17 protein-coding genes are annotated in these 20,025 nt (G+C 69.0%); 4 read left to right on the forward strand and 13 right to left on the reverse strand.

Features of this window, described 5'->3' with window-relative positions; translation table 11 throughout:
- Nucleotides 1-256 precede the first annotated feature (256 nt).
- From AC07A6_RS38385 to AC07A6_RS38440, 12 genes are all read right to left on the reverse strand, one after another.
- Nucleotides 257-2,206, reverse strand: coding sequence for an acyl-CoA dehydrogenase family protein (locus AC07A6_RS38385; RefSeq protein WP_478780205.1), 1,950 nt, complete (start codon nt 2,204-2,206; stop codon nt 257-259).
- Nucleotides 2,207-2,431: 225 nt separating this feature from the next.
- Entirely contained in the window at nt 2,432-2,905 is a 474-nt protein-coding gene (locus AC07A6_RS38390; protein WP_478780206.1) for a S26 family signal peptidase, read from the reverse strand.
- On the reverse strand, nt 2,902-4,764 hold the full coding sequence (locus AC07A6_RS38395; RefSeq protein ID WP_478780207.1) for an ABC transporter ATP-binding protein: 1,863 nt from the start codon (nt 4,762-4,764) through the stop codon (nt 2,902-2,904). Before AC07A6_RS38395 ends, AC07A6_RS38390 begins: the two co-directional genes overlap by 4 nt.
- Before the next feature lie 426 nt (nt 4,765-5,190).
- Nucleotides 5,191-5,403 carry a hypothetical protein gene (locus AC07A6_RS38400; RefSeq protein WP_478780208.1) on the reverse strand — a complete coding sequence of 71 codons (213 nt, stop codon included), beginning with the start codon at nt 5,401-5,403 and terminating at the stop codon, nt 5,191-5,193.
- A gap of 78 nt (nt 5,404-5,481) precedes the next feature.
- Complete coding sequence (locus AC07A6_RS38405) at nt 5,482-5,691, reverse strand: hypothetical protein (RefSeq protein WP_478780209.1); 210 nt, start codon at nt 5,689-5,691, stop codon at nt 5,482-5,484.
- Nucleotides 5,692-5,733: 42 nt separating this feature from the next.
- Nucleotides 5,734-5,961, reverse strand: coding sequence for a hypothetical protein (locus AC07A6_RS38410; protein ID WP_478780210.1), 228 nt, complete (start codon nt 5,959-5,961; stop codon nt 5,734-5,736).
- A gap of 46 nt (nt 5,962-6,007) precedes the next feature.
- On the reverse strand, nt 6,008-6,547 hold the full coding sequence (locus tag AC07A6_RS38415) for a TlpA family protein disulfide reductase (protein WP_362470240.1): 540 nt from the start codon (nt 6,545-6,547) through the stop codon (nt 6,008-6,010).
- A gap of 6 nt (nt 6,548-6,553) precedes the next feature.
- Nucleotides 6,554-7,081, reverse strand: coding sequence for a MauE/DoxX family redox-associated membrane protein (locus AC07A6_RS38420; protein ID WP_478780211.1), 528 nt, complete (start codon nt 7,079-7,081; stop codon nt 6,554-6,556).
- Nucleotides 7,078-7,620 (reverse strand): hypothetical protein, encoded by a 543-nt coding sequence (locus AC07A6_RS38425; RefSeq protein ID WP_362470246.1) that lies wholly within the window; start codon nt 7,618-7,620, stop codon nt 7,078-7,080. Before AC07A6_RS38425 ends, AC07A6_RS38420 begins: the two co-directional genes overlap by 4 nt.
- A gap of 35 nt (nt 7,621-7,655) precedes the next feature.
- Nucleotides 7,656-8,591 carry an alpha/beta hydrolase gene (locus AC07A6_RS38430; protein ID WP_478780212.1) on the reverse strand — a complete coding sequence of 312 codons (936 nt, stop codon included), beginning with the start codon at nt 8,589-8,591 and terminating at the stop codon, nt 7,656-7,658.
- Nucleotides 8,581-9,513, reverse strand: coding sequence for a hypothetical protein (locus tag AC07A6_RS38435; protein ID WP_478780213.1), 933 nt, complete (start codon nt 9,511-9,513; stop codon nt 8,581-8,583). Before AC07A6_RS38435 ends, AC07A6_RS38430 begins: the two co-directional genes overlap by 11 nt.
- A 367-nt stretch (nt 9,514-9,880) precedes the next feature.
- A complete protein-coding gene (locus AC07A6_RS38440; protein ID WP_478780214.1) occupies nt 9,881-11,740 on the reverse strand; it encodes a S9 family peptidase in 1,860 nt (619 codons plus the stop codon).
- Nucleotides 11,741-11,923: 183 nt separating this feature from the next.
- On the opposite strand from AC07A6_RS38440, the gene AC07A6_RS38445 reads away from it, so the two are divergent.
- The 4 genes from AC07A6_RS38445 (at nt 11,924) to AC07A6_RS38460 (ending at nt 18,005) form a co-directional block, all read left to right on the forward strand.
- On the forward strand, nt 11,924-12,991 hold the full coding sequence (locus AC07A6_RS38445; protein ID WP_478780215.1) for an LLM class flavin-dependent oxidoreductase: 1,068 nt from the start codon (nt 11,924-11,926) through the stop codon (nt 12,989-12,991).
- 258 nt (nt 12,992-13,249) lie between these two features.
- Entirely contained in the window at nt 13,250-13,447 is a 198-nt protein-coding gene (locus AC07A6_RS38450; protein ID WP_190101444.1) for a hypothetical protein, read from the forward strand.
- Nucleotides 13,448-13,608: 161 nt separating this feature from the next.
- Nucleotides 13,609-16,668 (forward strand): lantibiotic dehydratase, encoded by a 3,060-nt coding sequence (locus tag AC07A6_RS38455; protein WP_478780216.1) that lies wholly within the window; start codon nt 13,609-13,611, stop codon nt 16,666-16,668.
- 5 nt (nt 16,669-16,673) lie between these two features.
- Nucleotides 16,674-18,005 (forward strand): lanthionine synthetase C family protein, encoded by a 1,332-nt coding sequence (locus AC07A6_RS38460; protein WP_362470267.1) that lies wholly within the window; start codon nt 16,674-16,676, stop codon nt 18,003-18,005.
- 197 nt (nt 18,006-18,202) lie between these two features.
- Here the strand turns inward: AC07A6_RS38460 and AC07A6_RS38465 are convergent, their stop codons facing one another.
- On the reverse strand, nt 18,203-19,648 hold the full coding sequence (locus AC07A6_RS38465; protein ID WP_478780217.1) for an aldehyde dehydrogenase family protein: 1,446 nt from the start codon (nt 19,646-19,648) through the stop codon (nt 18,203-18,205).
- Between the last annotated feature and the right edge of the window lie 377 nt (nt 19,649-20,025).

Here is a 20,025-nt window from a genome sequence, read left to right on the forward strand (position 1 = left end):
CACACCGCCCCCCGCCCTCCCATCAGTCGCTCCTCTGTATGCCCCTCCCCCCTCCCCCCCCCCCCCCCCCCCCCCCCTCCCTCTTCCCCCCCCCCCCCCCCCCCCCCCCCCCCCCAGGCCAGCCGCCGGCAGGCCCGGTCCTCCTCGGCCGTCGCCATCGTCCTCGCCCGCCTCGCGCTCGTGCCGGTACCGCCGGTGCTCGTGCCCGTACGTCCGTACTCGTACATCCGTCCGATCTGCTGCCGATGATGGCAGGTCAGCGCAGGGGACGGTGAACGTTTTTGCGCGTGGAGGGGCCGGGGGCGGCGTCCGCGATCCAGGGGCCGTCCCCGGAGGGGTCGATGACGCCTTCCTCCAGCCAGGTGTAGGTGCCGCCGAGGACCCCTTCGACGACCTTGCGGTCGAGGTCGTCGGTGTTGGCCCAGAGGCGGCCGAAGAGCTCCTCGACGCGCAGCCGGGACTGCCGGCAGAAGGCGTCGGCGAGCTGGTAGGCCTCGCGGCCGTGGTCGCCGCGCTCGCGCAGGTGCTCGGCGCGCACGCAGGCCGCGCTCATCGCGAAGAGCTCGGCGCCGATGTCGACGATCCGGCCGAGGAAGCCCTGCTTGGTCTCCATGCGGCCCTGCCAGCGGGACATGGCGTAGAAGGTCGAGCGGGCGAGTTTGCGGGCGCCGCGCTCGACGTAGCGCAGGTGGGTGGCGAGGTCGGGGTGGCCGGCCGGGTGGAACTCCCGGTAGGTGCCGGGGACCTGGCCGGGGCCGGTGGCGAGCTTGGGCAGCCAGCGGGCGTAGAAGCCGGCCGCGCGGGCTCCGGCCCTGGCCTTGTCGCCGAGGTCCTTCTCGGGGTCGATGAGGTCGCCGGCGACGGTGAGGTGGGCGTCGACGGCCTCGCGGGCGATCAGCAGGTGCATGATCTCGGTGGAGCCCTCGAAGATCCGGTTGATGCGCAGGTCGCGCAGGAGCTGCTCGGCGGGGACGGCGCGTTCGCCGCGGGCGGCGAGGGACTCTGCGGTCTCGAAGCCGCGTCCGCCGCGGATCTGGACGAGTTCGTCGGCCATCAGGCAGGCCATCTCGGAGCCGTAGAGCTTGGCGAGGGCGGCTTCGATGCGGATGTCGTTGCGGTCCTCGTCGGCCATCTGGGAGGCGAGGTCGACCACGGCCTCCAGGGCGAAGGTGGTGGCGGCGATGAAGGAGATCTTGGCGCCGACGGCCTCGTGCCGGGCGACCGGGCGGCCCCACTGCTCGCGCACCCCGGACCATTCGCGGGCAATCTTCAGGCACCACTTGCCGGCGCCGACGCACATGGCGGGCAGGGACAGCCGGCCGGTGTTCAGGGTGGTCAGCGCGATCTTGAGGCCGGCTCCCTCGGCGCCGATCCGCTGGGCGGCGGGCACCCGGACCCGGTGGAAGCGGGTGACGCCGTTCTCCAGGCCGCGCAGGCCCATGAAGGCGTTGCGGTGCTCGACGGTGATGCCGGGCGAGTCGGCCTCGACGACGAAGGCGGTGATCCCGCCGCGGTGGCCCTCCGACTTCGGCACCCGCGCCATCACGACGAGCAGGTCGGCGACCACCCCGTTGGTGGTCCACAGCTTGACCCCGTCGAGGACGTACGTGCCGTCGTCCTCGGGGTCGGGCACGGCGGTGGTGGCCAGCCGCGCCGGGTCGGAGCCCACGTCCGGCTCGGTGAGCAGGAAGGCGCTGATCGCGGTGGTGGCGCAGCGCGGCAGGTAGGCGTCCTTCTGCTCCTTGGTGCCGAACATCTTCAGCGGCTGCGGCACGCCGATCGACTGGTGGGCGGAGAGCAGGGCGCCGATGGCGGGGCTGACGGAGCCGACGAGGGCGAGCGCCTTGTTGTAGTAGACCTGGGTGAGGCCGAGGCCCCCGTACTCGGTGCCGATCTTCATGCCGAGGGCGCCGAGTTCCTTGAGCCCGCGCACGGTCTCGTCGGGGATCCGGGCCTCGCGCTCGATGCGCTGCCCGTCGATCTCGCGCTCGCAGAACTCCCGCAGCCGGGCCAGGAAGGCCTCGCCGCGCCGGACGTCCTCGTCGGCGGGGGTCGGGTGGGGGTGGATCAGGTCGAGCCGGAAGCGGCCGAGGAAGAGCTCCTTGGCGAAGCTGGGTTTGCGCCAGTCCTGCTCGCGGGCCGCTTCCGCGACCTGCCGCGCCTCGCGCTCGGTCACCTTGGGCTGTACGGGCCGTGTTGCCGACATCCGGGTACTCACCTCGCCGCATCGGGGGACCTACCGATCGGTGCTACCTGTCAGTCGTACCCGCTGCGGGCGCCCGGGAAAATACGGGCGCCTGCAAAAGGGGGACGCCCGGAAAAGCGTCCGGAAAAGGGGGACGGCCGGAGCCCCGCGCATGGCGCTACGCAGACCCGCTCCGACCCGCACGGATGATTCGCACATCTGGCCGAATTCCCCCTCGCCCGTGTCTCAGGCAGTCGGCGCACCCGTCCGCAGGACACGCACCACGCGCCCCAGGACCTGGTTCCGGGGGCACGGCCCGAAGTGCCGGGAGTCGCTGCTGTACGGGCCGTCGCCCTTGACTGCGATGTGCCCGGGAGGCACCGGGCCCTGCTGTGACGATCCGGCGGGCATGGGGTCACCGGGCAGCGCGACAGCGCGCTTGATGTTCCACGGTGATTCGTCCAGACCCCGGGGTGCGGGGCGACCGTCCCGCGGCCAGCCGAAGACGGGATCGGGCTGGGCGATGACGACCAGGTCGTCGACCTTCAGACGCCGGGCGCCCCGACGGACGATGACCCGGGCGCCGGGGTGGAGCGTGGGTTCCATGCTGCTTCCGTCGACGTCGACGGCCACGTAGGCGCGCTTGACCCACCACACGACGGCGGCCGCCGACACGGGGACGAGCCCGAGCAGGTGCCAAGGGCGGATGCGTGCGTTCACAGGGTTGCTCCGGATTCACTGGTCGCGGTGTAGTTCGACGCCTGAATGGTGAAGAGTCTCGCGTACTCCCCGTCGATCCCCATGAGTTCGTCGTGAGTCCCGGACTCCGTGATGCGTCCGTCCTCCAGGACGACGATGCGGTCGGCATCGCGCAGGACACCGAGGCGGTGGGAGATGAGCAGGCTCGTGGCCCCCTCCCGGTAGACCTTCAGCTGGTCGTGCAGCTGTTGCTCCGCCGCCGGATCCATGCCCGAGCTGGGTTCGTCCAGGACGAGGAGGTCCCGGCCGACACGCATGAGGGCTCGTGCGAGGGCGAGGCGCTGCCACTGTCCGCCGGAGAGCGCGACGCCCGCGAACTCGGCGTCGGGGTCGCCCTCCATGTCGGGGAACGTCCGGGAGAGCAGGGTTTGGTAGCCGCGAGGGAGGCCCCTGATGTGCTCGTGGATGCCGGCCTCCTTCGCCGAGGCCTCGACACGGGACTGGTCGTCCAGTCGCTGCACGTCTCCGATGCCGATGTTCTCCGCCGCGGAGAGGTCGTAGCGGACGAAGTCCTGGAAGACGGCGCTGATCCGGTCGCGCAGGCTCGGGAGATCGAGGTCGCGCAGATCCGTGCCGTCCCAGCGGATGGAGCCCTTCTCCGGGTCGTAGAGGCGCAGCATCAGCTTGACCAGGGTCGACTTCCCGGCTCCGTTGAGCCCGACGAGGGCGAGGGAACTCCCCTGCTCGATGGTGAAGCTGACGCCGCGGAGCACCCACGGTCCGTCCTCGCTGTAGCGGAACCAGACGTCGTCGAACGTGATGCGGTGGGCCAGCGCGGGGGTGGTGCCGGAGGTGCGCGCGGCCGGCAGGCCGTCGGCGGTCGTGGTCACCTCCACGTAGTGCCCGTAGAGGACCAGGGCATGGTGGTAGCTCGTCACCAGGGAGACGGTGGAGGTGAGCGAGGCCTGGACGCCGCCGATCGTGGTGATGAAGGCGGTGATGTCACCGGCGTTGAAGGCGCCGGACATCGAGGCGTCGACGATCCAGATCATGCCGGCGCCCGCGATCACGGCGCCGAGAACCGCGAGGGGAGCCTGGGTGAGGAGCGCCCTGCGGTCCACCCGCTCCTCGGCGGCGTTGATGGCGCGGGTCTCGCGGTTCATCCGGTCGAGAAGGAACGGGCCGATCCCGAAGAGCTTCGTCTCCTTGATGGCGGAGACATTGGTCATCAGGCTCTGGTAGAAGATCTGGCGCCGGTTGCGTGGGCTGATCGACCACACCATCTTCGCGCGCTGCTTGCTGAGGTGGAGCTGAATGGCCAGCGCGGGAAGGGCGGCCGCCACCGTCAGGACCGTCATCGTCGGGGAGATGAAGTAGAGCACCGTGAGGAGACCGGACACGGAGAGCGTGTTCTGAATCAACCCGAAGAGGGACTGGGTGATCGCCTCCGGTGCCCCGATCGCCGACTGCTGGGCGAGCTGGAGGCTGTCGAGGAAGCGGGGGGACTCGAACCTCTCGATGCCGTCGAACCTGTTGACCGAGGAGAACAGGTCGTGCTGTACGCGCATCGCGATGCTGCGCGTGAGTCGTGAGCGTACGTACTGGGCCATCAGGGGCAGCACACCGGCGAGCAGTCCCAGAACGGCCATGCCGATGACAAGGCCGAGGGGACCGGGACGGCCCGGATCGGACTGAGCGGGGTCCTGGCCGATCTGGTTGAGGAGCCACTTCAACTGAAGGGCGATACCGGCGGGTATCAGCCCCTGGACGAGGGTGGAGCAGAGATAGACGAGGAAGGCGCCCGGACTGGCGCGCCAGGTGAGAGCGACGATGCTGACCGTGCGGGAGAGGAACTCCCGCCAGCCTCCGACGGTGGTCATAAGAATCCCTCCACCCTGCTCCCGCCGACGGATCGGCGGGAGCAGAGCCGTTTCAGGTCAGGCGCACTGGGGACCGCAGCTGACCCAGGGAGTGCAACCTGGGCCCAACTTGCAGCAGCTGACGTACAGCGTGGCGCCGACGCACTTCGAATCCCAGTAGTGACCGTCGGGGCAGCCAGAGGTGCACGGCGACCACGCCGCTGCCGATGTCTCAGGTGCCAACCGGTGAAGCATGGCGTTGCCGAGCCGAGTGAACAGTTTCATACGAGTTTCAATCTCCCGTCGAGTGGCTTTCAGCGGTTCGGGCCGGAGGCCCGGGCGGACCCGCGCCGCGTGGACGAGCCGCACGGAGCATCTGCGGCGCTCGCGGCGCCTTCGGTGCCCGCGCGGTGCGGGGCCGGTCTCCGTCAAAGCAGCTGTTTCAGGTCAGGCACACTGCGGGCCGCAGCTGGTCCAGTTGGGGCACATCTCCACCGGGAAGTTCGGGTGGCAGCAGCGGATGTACAGCGTGGCTCCGACGCACTTCGTCTGCTTGACGTAGTCGAAGCAGCCGTAGGTGCACACGTTGTACCCCGATGCCGAGGCCTCGGGAGCCAGCCGGTCGAGGATTCTGTTGCCGAGCCGGGTGAACAGGTTCATGAGGGTTCCATCTCCCATCAAGTGGTCGTTTCAGCGGTAAGAGCCGCATTTCGGGGGCAGGAGCCCGGGTTGCCTACATCACGCGCACTGAAGGCCGCAGTACTGCCACGAGCTGCAGTGGTCGATGGTGGTGCAGCAACGGACGTACATCTTGGGGCCGTAGCAGTGCGTCTCCTTGAAGGGATACGAGGAGGGGCACCCCTGGGAGCAGTTGTTCCACGCGGTGGCCGTGGCCTCCGGCGCGAGCCTGTCGAGGATCGCGTCGCCGAGCCGGGTGAAGCGGTTCACGGGCAGATCACCTTTCGCTGGGTCGGTGTTACGGCAGGTTCTTCAGCAGTAGGCACCGCAGAGCTGCCACGGCCCGCAGGTGCCGGCGGAGCAGCTCGCGCAGCTGCCAGTGCAGCAGCAGCGTTTGTACAGGTAGGCCCCGGAGCACTTGTTCTGCTTGTATCCGCAGCCCATCTCGATCGCCGAGCAGTCGCCGCAGACGGCCTTCGCCGTGGCCTCCGGCGCGAGTCTGTCGAGGAGGGCGTCGCCCATCCTGGTCAGAAGTTTCACCAGCGCTTGTCCTTCCGGTACGTCGTGCTCACGTATCCGGCGTCGATTACGCCGGAAGCGCTCGGAGGTTCGGCTTGGAACCGGTGTGCGTGGCAGTGACGTACTGGTCGGCGTCCGCGATCACGGTCGTCGGGGTCGCGGTGATCGAGTAGAGGGAGGAGATGTCGCCGGGAGCCTCCTCGAAGACCACCGTGGCGAGGCCGTCGAGGCGATCCGCCATCTGCCGGGCCTTGCCCTGTTCGCCGGCGATGACGACCACGATGCGGGAATCGTCCAGACCGGTCTGGGCGGCGAAGTCCGGCATGTCCGCCACGAAGTCGTCGCACGCGCCGCAGCTGGTGGTGATGAAGGAAAGAGCCGCCGCACCGCCCGCGAGGGATTCCGAGGCGAACACCTCGCCACCGACAGCGGGGGCCGAGAACATCGGCAGCTTCGCGCCCACCTCGGGACCGGAAGGCGCGTTGGGGTCGACGGCCCGGCGCTGTTCCTCCTGGCGCCGCAACCGGCGCACGATGGCGAGGGACAGGGCCAGGTTGAGAAGGCCGAGCGCACCGACGAGGACCACGCCTGCGACGAGAAAGACCATTTTCTGCTACTCCGTTACGAGAGAGACGATGTCATCGAGGAAGGCGATGACCACGGTGAAGACGAGGGCGAAGGCCGCGGCGAGCACCAGGCCGGCGGGCTCTCCCGTGCCGGAACCCGTGACGAACACGAGAGCGAGGCCGCCGGCTGCCATCGTGATGAGCAGGGCGTTGCGTACGACGTGCCGGACACCGAGAGGGGAGGCGGCCCGCCCGAAGCAGGCGCAGACGATCTTCGTCCGAGAACGGGCCGAGTGGACGGCCACCCCGGTGAAGACGGAGAAGAGGATTAGTGCGGCGGCGAACCCGAAGCCGCGGAAGGGGAGTCCGGGTACCAGGGCGGCCGCCGTGACCAGCTCTGCGCCGATCAACGCCCCCGAGCCGAGAGGCGCGTACCGCCGCAGCCCCGGAGCCGTACGCCCCAGCACCTCCTCCACCATGACCCGGGAGTCCCGCGGGGACCGGATCTTTCCGATGCCGGAGACCAGCAGCGTGCCGAGCAGCGACAACTGGAGCCCCACCACGAAGTAGTTCACCGTTCGGCCGCCTTCCTCTTCTCGTGGGGCGAGAGGAAGGTGCAGGTCGGCGGCTCCTCGGAGTCGTGACCGCCCGTCCTCATGATCATGAACTGAAACGTCTCGTCGGTGCGGCCCGTGGCGGCCAGGTACCCGCCGACGTAGTCCCTGAGGATCCGGTAGGCGGGGGTGGCCGGTGCGGGAGAGGGCCCCTCGCCCGCGGCGAACGACACCTCCTGGCAGAGGTCGAGGAAGGCCTTGTCCCGTCGCCGCTCGGGGTACCAGACGAACTGGGACACCACGCGTTTGGCGATGGTGGACGCCACCTGCCACTCGCCTTCGTGTCCCGGCTCGCCGGCGCGGCAGAGCAGGTGGAAGTCGTGCATGACGGGCCGGGGTGCGAACAGTCGCCAGTCCGGCAGCATCAGCAGGGTGGGATCGAACCTGCGGAGCCGGTCGAACGAGCGCAGCGGGTGCTGGCTCAGCACGGTGACGGTCAGGGCGGCACCCAGGGCCACCTCGACGCAGGTGGCGGCGAGCGAGCTCCGGCGGCTGCCCACGCGGCCCTCGCGCAGAACGCGTCGTACGATCCCGCTCACAGCACACGCTCGCCGGTCGCGGAGACGATCGCCGCGACACGCTCGGCGGCGCGGCGCGAGAACAGCAGCCGTCCGGGGCGGAAGCCGTCCGACACTCGGTGTGTCGCGTGCCGGAGGTCGCCGTAACCGGTCAGGTCGGCATCGCGGTGCGCGATGACCTCCATGGGCGCCCGCACACTCGCGAGAAGAGCCTCGTGGACGCCGAGGTCCGCACTGACAGTCGCTTCCCGCCTGCCCGCCTCCCACAGGCGCGCGTCCCGGTACTGGTCGTCGCAGAGCCGGGCACTGCGCTCGGGGAGCGTACCGGCCCAGGACGGCCGGGGCAGCAGGTCGCCGCAGCCGATGCGCATCGATCTGACGAAGAGGGGGGAGATCGCGGGGGTGCGATGCCGGCCCGGGGCCGCGGTGACGACCGGCGGTTCGAGCAGTACGGCTCCGGCGACCACGTCCTCCAGTTCCGCGGCGGCCCGGAGCACGATCCCGGCACCCATCGCGTGGCCGACGAGCACGACGCGGCGCTCTCCTCGCGTGTGCCGGACGAGATCGACCAGGTCGGACACGACGGTGCGCGGGGTAAACGGCTGCGGTGTCCGCTGTCGCCCGTGGCCGTACCGGCTGCGGCCGTACCCGCTGCGGTCGTAGAAAACCGTGGATGCTTTTCCGTTCAATTCCTCAGAGATCCAGGTCCAGTGCTCCATGGTGGCCATGAAGCCCGACTCGAAGACAATCAGTGGCCGATCGGGTCTTCCAGGTTCCGCGGCCGCGTTCACACGGAAAGAGAGTCTGTTTCCGGAAGTGGTGGTCAGGAACTTCTCGTCGCCTCGGCCGGCCAACACCCTCATGTGCCGTGCGACCTGGCGCCCCGCGCCGAAGAGCATCGCACCGAGTGTCGATCCCGCCGCTATCGCAGGAAGTCGGGTCTCAGTGCTCACGGATCTCCACCTTCGAAGCGCGCTTTTGCGTGGTGTAAAGGAGTGCCGGATACGAAGCCGTGAATGCCCAGAAGAAGCGCCCCAGGCCCATCGCCCCGGAGTTGGTCAGATGGAAGACTCCGGCGGGCAGCAGGAAGAGTGGTGCGGCTTTCCCCTTTCCGACGAAGAAGACCAGCGGGAAAAGACATTCCCCGGCAGTCGTCGCGTGGCTTGCGAGCCGGGCCGCCCTAGGATGCCCGATCGCCCACCGGAAGGCCGTACCGCTTCCGTACGTCTCGGTGCGGAGAATTCCGGGAAGAGCTTCGCCTGAACGCCAGTGCGCACCGGCGAGTTTCGAGTAGCCGGCCACCGCGTAGGCAAGTGCAGACTGAAGCGATATGTACCAGAGGCAGGCATCGGCAATCCGCGTGTTCTCTCCGCCGAGACGGGCCGTGGCCGAGGCCAGCTGTATCTGGAACAGGAGCTGCTCGGATCCGTCCGACTGGAACCCGTAGCGGCGGTGCCGCAGTGCCGACGTGGCGGTGAGGCTCGCCAGGGCGAGCGTTCTCGCACGGCTGTCCCGGCCCGCCACCAGGAGGGTGGCGGCCGCCGCAAGCCGTGTGACCTCCATGCACTCGTCCCGCCCGGCACCGCTGGTCACGTCGAGGACGCGGGTGAGCCATGCGGGCCCGGCCGGCAGGCCTAGTCGCACCAGCGGCCACTGGAGGATGGCCGACTCGGGGGCCTTCCTCCTCGCGGAGCAGAGGATTTCGAGGCTCGAGGCCACACAGGAAACGCCTACGAGAGCCTCGGTGAGGAGGAGGGTCGTCGTCCGGGGGGAGTGATTTCGCTTGAATGACGAATACACCCTTCGGAGTGCGTTCACCTCAGCCTCTTTCTCGTGTGTCGGGTGCGGGTGGCTGCCCTTTGTGAGGGCAGCCACCCGTGGTCGCTGATTAGACGCAGCAGGGGAAGTCGTTGGTCCCGAGTACGTCGTCGGCCAGCGTTCCCGCGGAAGTCGAGGTCACACTGTAGGACGACTTCGCGGGGGATTCCGCGGAGCTGTCCGCGGCAGCCGCCGGACCTGCCGCGAGACCGACGGCGATGATTCCGCTGGCGACGGCGACAAGGCGAGAGCGATCCATGAATATCTCCAGTCTTCGAGTATGGCCATGGGATTGGCGAACGGTTGGCCAACCAGCCGCTCGTCAACGCAGCGGAGCCTAGGATCACCTTTCCGGGATTGTCAACGTGATGAGTGTGCCTATTTCCCGGAGGCGAAAATACGGCTGAGGAAGCTCAGGTTTTCCTCAACTCTCGGCACGCCCGCCCAAATATGTGGCAAGGAAGGCCTCGACGGCCGCGTAGTACCGCATGCGATTCACAGGGCGCACCAGACCGTGCCCTTCGTCCTCGAAGAGGAGATACTCGTGCGGCAGCCCATTCTTCTGAAGTGCCTTGACGATTTGCTCGGCTTCCGAGACCCTCACTCGGGGGTCGTTGGCACCGTGTGCGACCAGGATCGGGATGGCTATGTCGTCGACCCGCGAGAGCGGCGACTGGTCCCACAGACGGTCGCGCTCCGTCTCGGGGTCGCCCACACGTGCGCGCTGGTACGCGACGGCCGGCTTCCAGTACGCCGGAGTGGACTCCAGGAGGGTGAGCAGATTGGACGGGCCGCAGAGATCGACCGCGCACCGGAACGCCTTCGGAGTGAACGCCGCACCCGCCAGCGCGGCGTACCCGCCGTAGGAGGCGCCCATGATGCCGACCCGGGCGGCGTCGATCGTCCCGAGTGCGGCGAGGTGGTCCACCGCGTCGAGGAGGTCCGTCTGCATCTCCCTTCCCCACCTCTTGTCGCCCGCGTTGACGAATGACTTCCCGTATCCGCTGGATCCCCGGTAGTTGACCTGGACGCATGCGTAGCCGCGGTTCGCCAGCCACTGCGCCTCAGAGCTGAACCCCCAGGAGTTCCTCGCTTCGGGACCGCCGTGGACATTGACCACGGCGGGCAATGCCGTGCGGGGGACGCCTCGGGGATAGGTGACGTACCCATGCACGTGGAGCCCGTCCCTGGCGAGGAAGTCGAACGGCTCCATCATCGCCAGGGGGGCGCCGGCGAGGGCCGGGGCGTGCTGGAAGAGCAGCCGCAGCCGTCGCTCGTCCTGGTCGTACAGGTAGAGGTGGAGTGGGCCGTCCGAAGGGCTCACCGTGACGTTCCACAGCCGTCCGCTCCGTTCGTTCCGCTGGACGTCCAGCTCTCCGTCCGGCGCTCGCGCTGCGACCAGGGCTTCGCGCAGAAACCCGACCTCGCTCTCGAAGCCGATGTCGAGGTACCGCCACTCCAGTCGCTCCTTCTCGAAGGAGACAGCCTGGGGGCGCTGCGTGTGGGGATCGAACACGATCCCCCTCACGTCGTACGAGGGATCGCCGGCGAGCTCCGTCTCGGCGCCGGTCGCCATGTCCCGGACGAAGAGCCGGGATGTGTTCGCGTCCACGGACGAGGTGAAGTAGAGCGAGGAGCCGTCGCGTGAGAAGCCCCGGAAGCCACTGCCTCCCGAGTCGGCCTGCGGAATGTGCTTCCATGGCCGGAAGCCCTCCTCCCGGGTGCCCAGGTGGAGCACCTTGCCGCCGTCGTCGCTGTAGCTCAGGCCGCCGCGGACCCGCAGGTCCGTATCGATGAGCCAGCCGAAGAAGCCGGGGTTCTCGCACACTTCGGACAGGCCGCCGCTGACCAGGTCGAGCTCGTAGAGGTCGTGGAGGTGGGGCCGGTCCCGGTTCAGGCCCAGGACCATGCGGGTGGGGTGCCACGGGTTGTGCGCGAGGACCTGTGTCTGGACGCCCTCGTACGGCGTGACGCACCGTTCCTCCCCCGAACCGAGGTCGAGCAGGTACAGGCGCCAATTCTCGTTTCCCTCCTCGTCCTTGAGATAGAAGAGCGTGCTGTCGTCGTGGCAGAAGCCGTACGCGCGGATTCCACGCCCGCGATCCCGGGTCGCCGGGCGTGCCGAATCAGGATTGTCGCGGGGTCCTATCCATACATTCAACACTCCCTCATGGGGTGCGAGATAGGCCAGCAGCGTGCCGTCCGGAGAGATGCACGGGCCGGCGTACTCGGGGTCACCAAAGAGGACGGATCTGGGGAGTAGACGTACCGCATCGTAGGTCATGGCCCCGGATCATAGCCAGGAATTTCCTTTGGCTCGGCGGTCGAGCGGCGGGGGAACTCCCTTCCCTGGTTCGGCCATAGTTTCCGGACTAGGGTGAGCCGCTCGCACGGAGCCACGGTCCGGACACTGGATTTTCGGATTCCGCTTGCCCGGCTCACAGGCAGCTGACCAGGAGGTCCATCAATGACCATGCCCGTTCCTCTTTCGGTTCTCGACCTCGCGATGGTCGGGGTGGGGGAAACGGCCGAACAGGCCCTACGCACGACCGTGGAAATTGCCCGGTTTGCGGATCGGCGAGGTTTCCGCCGTTTCTGGGTGGGTGAGCACCATTCATTGCCGTCGGTCTCGAGTTCGTCCCCCGCGGTGTTGCTTGCCCACATAGCGGCACACACGAGCACGATCCGTCTGGGGTCCGGCGGGGTCATGCTGCCCAACCACGCGCCGCTGATCGTCGCCGAACAGTTCGGCATGCTCCAGGCGCTGGCACCGGGAAGGATCGACCTGGGTCTCGGCCGGGCGACGGGAGCCATGCCCGCTGCCGCGCGGGCCATCCGGAGCTATGCGGCGGGCGAGGGCGGGGCCGACTTCGCGGGGCGCCTCGCCGACCTCATCGGCTTCCTCGACGACGCCCTTCCCCCTGGTCATCCCCATGCCGGCGTGCATGCCGTGCCCGGTCCGATACAGGGCAAGGCCCTGGGGGGCGGGGACGCGCCGGGACGGCCCGAGGTGTGGATCCTGGGCACGTCGGAGGCCGGTGCCCGCTGTGCCGGGGAGCTCGGGATGCCCTTCGTCGTCGCGCATCACTTCTCCACCACCGACACGCCTCGGGTCCTGGAGGCGTACCGGCGGTCCTTCCGTCCGTCCGCGTTCCTGCCCCGTCCGTACGTCATGGTCTGCACGTCCGCCGTGGTGGCGACGAGCGAGGCGGAGGCCTACGACCAGGCGCTGACCCATGTGGTGGCAAGCATCCGGATGGGCGTGATGCCTCCCGGCCTCATCCCCTCTCCGGAGGAGGCGAAAGCGCACTCCTTCTCCGCCGACGACCAGGCCTACAAGGAACGGTGGCTCTCGCGCATCGCCCATGGGACGCCCGACCGGGTACGCGCCGAACTTGACATACTCGTGAGCGAAACCGGGGCAGACGAGCTGATGGTCACCAGTAATACCCACGGTTGCGCCGCACGTCTGCGCTCCTACGAACTGCTGGCCGATGTGTGCAAGTTGGCAGACAGGAATGCAGAGTTCCGGTGAGCCGCTCTCACGTTTGAGCTTTTCTTGAGGGTTCACACAAGTGCTTGAGGTAGCCATTCGTGTGATGTAGCGTCACGGCGAGGCGATCAAGTGGCCCGTTCTTCGGCGCAATCTCGCCCGACTCAGGTAATCCCCCGTACTGCTACGGATTTCGACGCTCAATTCGTTTGCGTCGAGTGCCGCATTTACCTTTGGCTCTTTCTGTAGTGGCCGGCGTTCTTCATCCATGTTCGACATCGATCTGATTCGAGGAATGACATGAGTACTGCAACTCTGACGGCGCCCGTCCTGGATGTGCTCGACTTCGAGCTCGACGTGCAGGAAGTCCCGGACGCCGCGAAGTTCGACCCCGCCGAGATGTGCAGCGACAGCAAGCTCTACTCGATGTGCTGCGGCGCCACCATCACCCCGACCATGACCTGGTCGGAGCTCGCGATGTGCGGGACGTGCTGCTGAAGGGCTGAGCCCTGATCACCCCTGCCGGGACAACGCGTCCCGGCAGGGCCCGTCCGTCAAGACTCATGCGAAGGGGAGCCGCGATGCGCCCGGCTCAGTTCACGGCCCAGGGGCCCGTCCTTGTCAGACTGTCCGCGCGGGCACCTGGCGACTTCTCTCAGATGACGCCCCACCTCCCCGCCGACGGCGCCGAGACCCGGGCCGTTCTCGCCGCCTACATCCGGCACATGGCCGCGGACCCCGTCTTCCGGGAGACGATCAGAGTCTCCAGCAAGTCCCTCTCGGGACTTCTCGACCGGTTCGAGGCTGGGGAGGAGTTCAACCGGAAGCGGCTGATGAGCGTGGCGATCTCCCTCGCCCGGTACGCGATGCGGTCGTCCGGGCGCCCGACTCCCTTCGGTCTCGCCGCCGGCGTCACCAAGGCCGACTGGGGTGATCGGGCGGCGGTTCACTTCGGTCCCGACGACCTGAAGTCGGCGCGGATCGACGCCAGCTGGCTCTACGCGGAGATCGTCAAGTGGCTCGATCGACCCGAGTCCCGGTGGGGCCTCGATGTGGTCGTCAACAACCTCTGCCACGTGCAGGGCGATCGCCTGGTCCTCCCCTACGTACGCGTCCGCTCGGACCGGCACGGTCCTCAGGCGATGCCGCTGCGTGAGGTCAACGTGGCGAACAACCGGTTCGTCCAGTGGCTCCTCGACACCTGCCGCAGGCCCACGCCCTACGGCGATGTGGTCGCCCGCGCCGTCAGCGAGCTGCCCGGGGCCACCGAGGAACTCGTCGACAGGATCCTGCTCGAACTCCTCAAGAACGAGGTCGTCGTCACCTCTGTCACACCGCACCGGATGAGCGAGGCGGCGCTGGACCGGATCGCCACGGCCACCGGCGGTTCGGGCAAGGACAACCGCGTGCGGCGTGTCGGCCTGCGCCTCCGTGACTACGAGGCGTGCACCCCGGGGCGGGGCGGCGAGATCTGGGAGGAGATCCAGCGCGATCTCGCCGAAGGCTACGACGGCTCCCGGCCCGGCGTACAGGTCGACCTCCGCCTGGACGCCGAGATCTCGCTCCCGCGGTCGGTCGCGAAGGAGATCGAGGCATACGCGTCGGTCATCTGGCGGATGTCGGGCCGGGTGTCCGGCTACGACCACCTGCGCGAGTACAAGCACCAGTTCCTGGACAAGTACGGCCCGCACGTGGCCGTGCCCCTGGTGGACGTGGTCCATGCCACCCACGGGATCGGTTTCCCGGCCGGCTATCAGAACCCCACGGTGGTCGACCGCCCGCCGCACTTCCCCTCGGACCCCGACGAACAGGAGACGGACTACCTGGACCGGCGGCGCGAGATCGTGGCGACGCTGATGCAGCGGGCCGTGATGAGCCCCGAGCGGGAAGTAGTCCTGAGCGAGCACGACATCGCCGCGCTGGGTTACCGGGACGAAGAAGAGCCGCCGCGTTCCCTCGAACTCTTCTTCCAGCTGCTGTCCAAGAGCCCTGAGGATCTGGACGCGGGACGCTTCACGGTCTTCCCTACGCCCAACATCGGTTCGATGACCGCCGGTTCGACCATCGCGCGCTTCTCGGAACTCCTGGAGTGCACCTCGGAGCTGACCGGGATGATGCGCGCGAACAGCGACTCGGGCCGCATCGAGGCCGAGGTCTCCTTCCTGCCGGTGAACCCGCGGGCGGTCAACATCCTTCCCACCACCCGCATCGGGGAGTACGAGATCCCCCTGGGGAGCTTCGCGGATCCCGAGGCGCCGGGCGTCATCGACTGGCGCGACCTGACCCTGGCCGTCGAGCAGAACGAGTTCAAGGTCTACTGGGCGAAGACGGGGCAGGAGGTCGTGCCGAGGACCCCGCACATGCTCGCCGTCGACCAGAACGCACCCAACCTCGGCCGGCTGCTGACCGAGATCGGCTTCGTCCGGGACAAGATGCTCCACCCCTGGCAGTGGACGGGGCTCGAATCCCTCCCCTTCTTCCCGCGCGTGCGGTACGGCAAGGTCGTCGTCTCGCCCGCCACCTGGCGCCCCACCCCGGAAGTGCGCGCCGCCGTCGGCGACCCGCGGGACTGGGCCCGTGCCGTCGGCGCGTGGCGCGACAGGATGGAGATGCCCCGGCACGTCGTGGTCGCGGTCGGGGACAAGTCGTACAGCCTCGACCTCGACGATGCCTTCCATGTCGAGATGCTGCGGAAGGAAGCCGCACGCAGCAACGTCCTCGTCACGGAGCAACTGCACGAGCAGGGCACGTACTTCGGCTGGTGCGGCGGACGCAGCAACGAGATCGTCGTCCCGCTGAGGAGCACCGCGGCGTCGCAGCGGAGCGACACCGGGCCGGCCCGCGCCTTCGTCCCGCCCGTCGCGTTCCCCAAGGGGGACGAGAACCATACGTTCCTGCCGGGTGAGGAATGGCTCTTCGCCAAGATCTACATCCCGTCCGGCCGGTTCAACACCGTGTTGGCCCAGAAGCTCCCGCAACTGCTGCAGGAGGTGCGGAGCGACGTCGACCGGTGGTTCTACATCCGGTACCGAGACCCGGCCAGCCACATCAGGCTGCGGCTGCACGGCGATCCGGCCGCGATCGCGGCGCGTGTCCTCCCCGCCCTGGGCCGGCACGTTCGAGCCTGGCGGCAGGCAGGGCTGGTGCAGCGGATGGTGCTGGACACGTACGAACCCGAGTACGCCCGGTACGGCAGCGGTACGTTCATGCCACTGGCCGAAGCGGTGTTCTGCGTGGACAGCACGGCGAGTGTCCTCCAGGCCGGTGTGCGGGACAAGCTGCTGCCGGGGCTTCCGGACGAGATCCTCGCGGCGGCGAACTACGCCTTGCTGCTCGAGTCCCTGGGCGGCTGGGACTGGTGGCGCTGGGCCGACCACGTCTTCCGCGGTGTGGAGACGAGCGAGATCTACCGGGTGCACCGCCGGGACATCGCGGGGATCATCCGCCCGGGCCGCGTGGCGGAGGGCTTCGCGGCGGCGACGGGTGCGCAGCACGTGGCGGCGCTGTGGCAGAACTCGCCCGAGGTGCAGAAGTACGGATCCGCCCTGCTCTCCGGCGACGTCCCGGACACGGTTTCCCGGGACCAGGCGCTGATGGGGCTGCTGCACATGCATCACAACCGCCTGTTCGGCATCGACCGGGAGAAGGAGAAGACTAGCTACTCCATCCTGGCCGGCTTGGCGAAGGACCACATGTACCGCACGTCGCAGGAGAGGTGAGCGCGGTGTTCGAGAAAGCTGCCCGTGACACGGCAACGCAGGTCATGAGCCTGCTGACCGACCCGTCGACGACACGGGACAAGTCCGCCGGATGGGATCTGGAGGGCAACCCGTTCAACGAGATGGGGTTCCCGGCGTGGGCTCCGCTCACCCTGGACCGAGGGCTGGCGGGCATCGCGGTGATGTTCCACAGCAGCGCGTCCGATGACCCGGCCCGACTCCACCACGCGCACCGGTACCTCACCGAGATGGTCCGGGAATGCAAGGGCCGCAAGCAGACCATGGGCGGGCTGTACTTCGGGGTGGGCGCCCTGGCGTTCGCCACCTCGCTCGCGTACGGGGCCACCGGCGGGTACCGGGGTGCCCTCGACTCGCTCGACGAGAAGGTCCGCACCGAGGTCGGCGTCATGATGGGCCTTTCGACGCCGGGCGCACCCGCGCACTTCATGGGCGAGTACGACGTCATCAGCGGTCTGACCGGACTCGGACGGTATCTGCTGGCCCGTGGCGAGGACTCCTTGCCGGTGCTCAGGCAGGTACTCACCCACCTCGTGGGCCTGACGCGGCCGGTGCCGTACGCCGGCCAGTCCGTCCCGGGGCTGTGGGTCGAGGGGCCTCCGGTGATCGACGCGGGGCCCCTGCCCCAGTACGAGCACGGGCACCTGAACCTGGGGATGGCCCATGGCATCGTCGGCCCCCTGGCACTTCTGTCCACGGCATGGGCCACCGGCGTCAGGGTTCCGGGGCAGGAGGAGGCCATCGAGGAGATCGCCTCGCTCCTGGTGCGCTGGCGGGCGGAGGACGAGCGGGGATACTACTGGCCGATCGCGGTCGCCCTCGACGACTGGGCCTCCGGGGCGCTGCTGAATCCGCAGCGCCAGCGGCCGGGCTGGTGCTACGGCACTCCAGGAGTCGCACGGGCCCTCCAGCTCGCGGGCCTCGCCCTCGACCGGCCGGAGTGGTGCGCCCTCGCGCGCGAGTCCCTCCTCTCCCTCCTGCGGATTCCCTACGAGGAGTGGGGTGTCGTGGACTCGGGACTGTGCCACGGCTGGGCGGGGAACCTCGTCACGCTCCAGACGCTGAACTCCGAAATGAAGGACGAGCGGGTCGCGGCGGCCATCGACGACATCGCCGGGATCATCGTGTCCGGCTACAGCGAGGAGCACGCCTTCGGATTCCGGGCTCCTGTGAAGCTCGGACTCGGAGATGGCGGGGTGGACGGGGTCGCCGACTACCCGGGGCTGCTGACCGGGGCGGCCGGCATCGCGCTGGCCCTGGAGAGCTACGCGCATCCCATGGCCGACCGCTCCTGGCAGGCGGGTCTTCTCCTCGCCTGACGCCGTTGCGACCCCGGGGTGTGAACACGGTGCCGTGCTCACACCCCTTCTTCCGTCCGGTCACACGGGTGAAGCACAGTAATCACGGGAACAAGCCGAAAGCCCCCGTTCTCGCAGGTGAGAACGGGGGGATAGGGGGACGGCCGGAGCCCCCGCACAGTAGGCTCCGGCCGTCGGTCTGTGACCGTACGAGTCGGTCAGATGTCGAGGCCCGTGAGGACCAGGACGCGCTCGTACGTGTAGTCGTCCATCGCGTAGCGGACGCCCTCGCGGCCCACGCCGGACTGCTTGACGCCGCCGTACGGCATCTGGTCGGCGCGGTAGGACGGCGCGTCGCCGATGATCACACCGCCGACCTCGAGCTCGCGGTGGGCGCGGAAGGCGACCTGGACGTCGCGGGTGAAGACGCCGGCCTGCAGGCCGAACTTCGAGTCGTTGACGGCGGCGAAGGCCTCGTCGGTGTTCTCGACCTTGGTGATCGTCAGGACCGGGCCGAAGACCTCCTCGGTGGCGAGCTTCACGCCGGCCGGGACCTCGGCGAGGACGGTCGGCTCGACCGTGGCGCCGTCGCGCTTGCCGCCCGTGAGCAGCTTGGCGCCGGCGGAGACGGCCTCGTCCACCCAGGACTCGACGCGCTTGGCGGCGTCCTCGGAGACCAGCGGGCCGACGTCGGTGGCGTCGTCGGCGGGGTCGCCGGTGACCTGGGCCTGGACCTTCGCGACGACCTTCTCGACGAGGCGGTCGTAGACGGAGGCGTCGGCGATCACGCGCTGCACGGAGATGCAGGACTGGCCGGCCTGGTAGTTCGAGAAGGTCGCGATACGGGTCGCGGCCCAGTCGAGGTCGGCGTCGGAGGACCAGTCGGCGAGGACCACGGCCGCGGCGTTGCCGCCGAGCTCCAGGGTGCAGTGCTTGTGGGGCACCGACTGCTGGATGGCGTAGCCGACGGTGTCGGAGCCGGTGAAGGAGATGACCGGGAGGCGGTCGTCCTTGACCATGGCCGGCATCTTGTCGTTGGCGACGGGCAGCACGGACCAGGAGCCGGCCGGCAGGTCGGTCTCGGCGAGGAGCTCGCCGAGGATCAGGCCGGAGAGCGGGGTGGCCGGGGCCGGCTTCAGGATGATCGGCGCGCCGACGGCGATGGCCGGGGCCACCTTGTGGGCGCACAGGTTCAGCGGGAAGTTGAACGGCGCGATGCCGAGGACCGGGCCCTTGACGAAGCGGCGGGTCAGGGCCAGGCGGCCGACGCCACCGGCGTCGGTGTCCAGGCGCTGAGCCTCTCCGCCGTTGAAGCGGCGGGCCTCTTCGGCGGCGAAACGGAACACGGACACCGCACGGCCGACCTCACCGCGCGCCCACTTGATGGGCTTGCCGTTCTCGGCGGAGATCAGCTGGGCGATCTCCTCGGTGCGCTCGACGAGCCGCTTGGACACGTGGTCCAGGGCGGCGGCACGTACGTGGGCGGGGGTCGCGGAGAACTCCGCCGTCACGGCGTACGCCGCGGCCACGGCCTCTTCGACCTGGGCGTCGGTGGGCACGCTGACGGTGCCGACCAGCCGGCCGTCCCACGGGTTGTGGACGTCGAAGCTGTCCTCGCCGGTGGCCTGGCGGCCGGCGAGCCAGAAGGCGTGGGTGGAAGTCATGCGAATCCCGGCCCTTCGGTTTGTGCGGTGGTCCTTGTCCCCACCAAGGTAGGGCGCCGCCGGGCCTTCGCGGTTTAGCCGCGTTGGAGAACCTCCGCCCGGGGCTGCGCCGCTTTGTCAGTGTCCCTCTCTTGACGCGCCGCTCGCGCGGTGCGGCGCCGGGGCGCCTTACCGGCTTCGCGCCGCTGCGACAGCCTCCGGCCGTCGGACCGGGGGCGGGGGCGGTTCGCGTGGCCGCTGCCGGTGGGTCGGGTGCGGGTGGGTGGGCCGCTGCGCGGTGCGGGGTCCCCTACCCGCCCTTCCACCGTTCCCAGGGGCGCTGCCCCTGACCCCGGTACGGGCGCTGCGCGCCCGTCGCCTCAAACGCCGGCGGGGCT

It is taken from the genome of Streptomyces sp. NPDC044002, assembly GCF_056434525.1.

Bases quoted from the DNA above. Each gene is read 5' to 3' on its own strand.
- AC07A6_RS38385 (WP_478780205.1), bottom strand. From the start codon at position 2,206: ATGTCGGCAACACGGCCCGTACAGCCCAAGGTGACCGAGCGCGAGGCG.
- AC07A6_RS38395 (WP_478780207.1), bottom strand. From the start codon at position 4,764: ATGACCACCGTCGGAGGCTGGCGGGAGTTCCTCTCCCGCACGGTCAGC.
- AC07A6_RS38400 (WP_478780208.1), bottom strand. From the start codon at position 5,403: ATGAACCTGTTCACCCGGCTCGGCAACAGAATCCTCGACCGGCTGGCT.
- AC07A6_RS38415 (WP_362470240.1), bottom strand. From the start codon at position 6,547: ATGGTCTTTCTCGTCGCAGGCGTGGTCCTCGTCGGTGCGCTCGGCCTT.
- AC07A6_RS38440 (WP_478780214.1), bottom strand. From the start codon at position 11,740: ATGACCTACGATGCGGTACGTCTACTCCCCAGATCCGTCCTCTTTGGT.
- AC07A6_RS38445 (WP_478780215.1), top strand. From the start codon at position 11,924: ATGACCATGCCCGTTCCTCTTTCGGTTCTCGACCTCGCGATGGTCGGG.
- AC07A6_RS38450 (WP_190101444.1), top strand. From the start codon at position 13,250: ATGAGTACTGCAACTCTGACGGCGCCCGTCCTGGATGTGCTCGACTTC.
- AC07A6_RS38455 (WP_478780216.1), top strand. From the start codon at position 13,609: ATGACGCCCCACCTCCCCGCCGACGGCGCCGAGACCCGGGCCGTTCTC.
- AC07A6_RS38465 (WP_478780217.1), bottom strand. From the start codon at position 19,648: ATGACTTCCACCCACGCCTTCTGGCTCGCCGGCCGCCAGGCCACCGGC.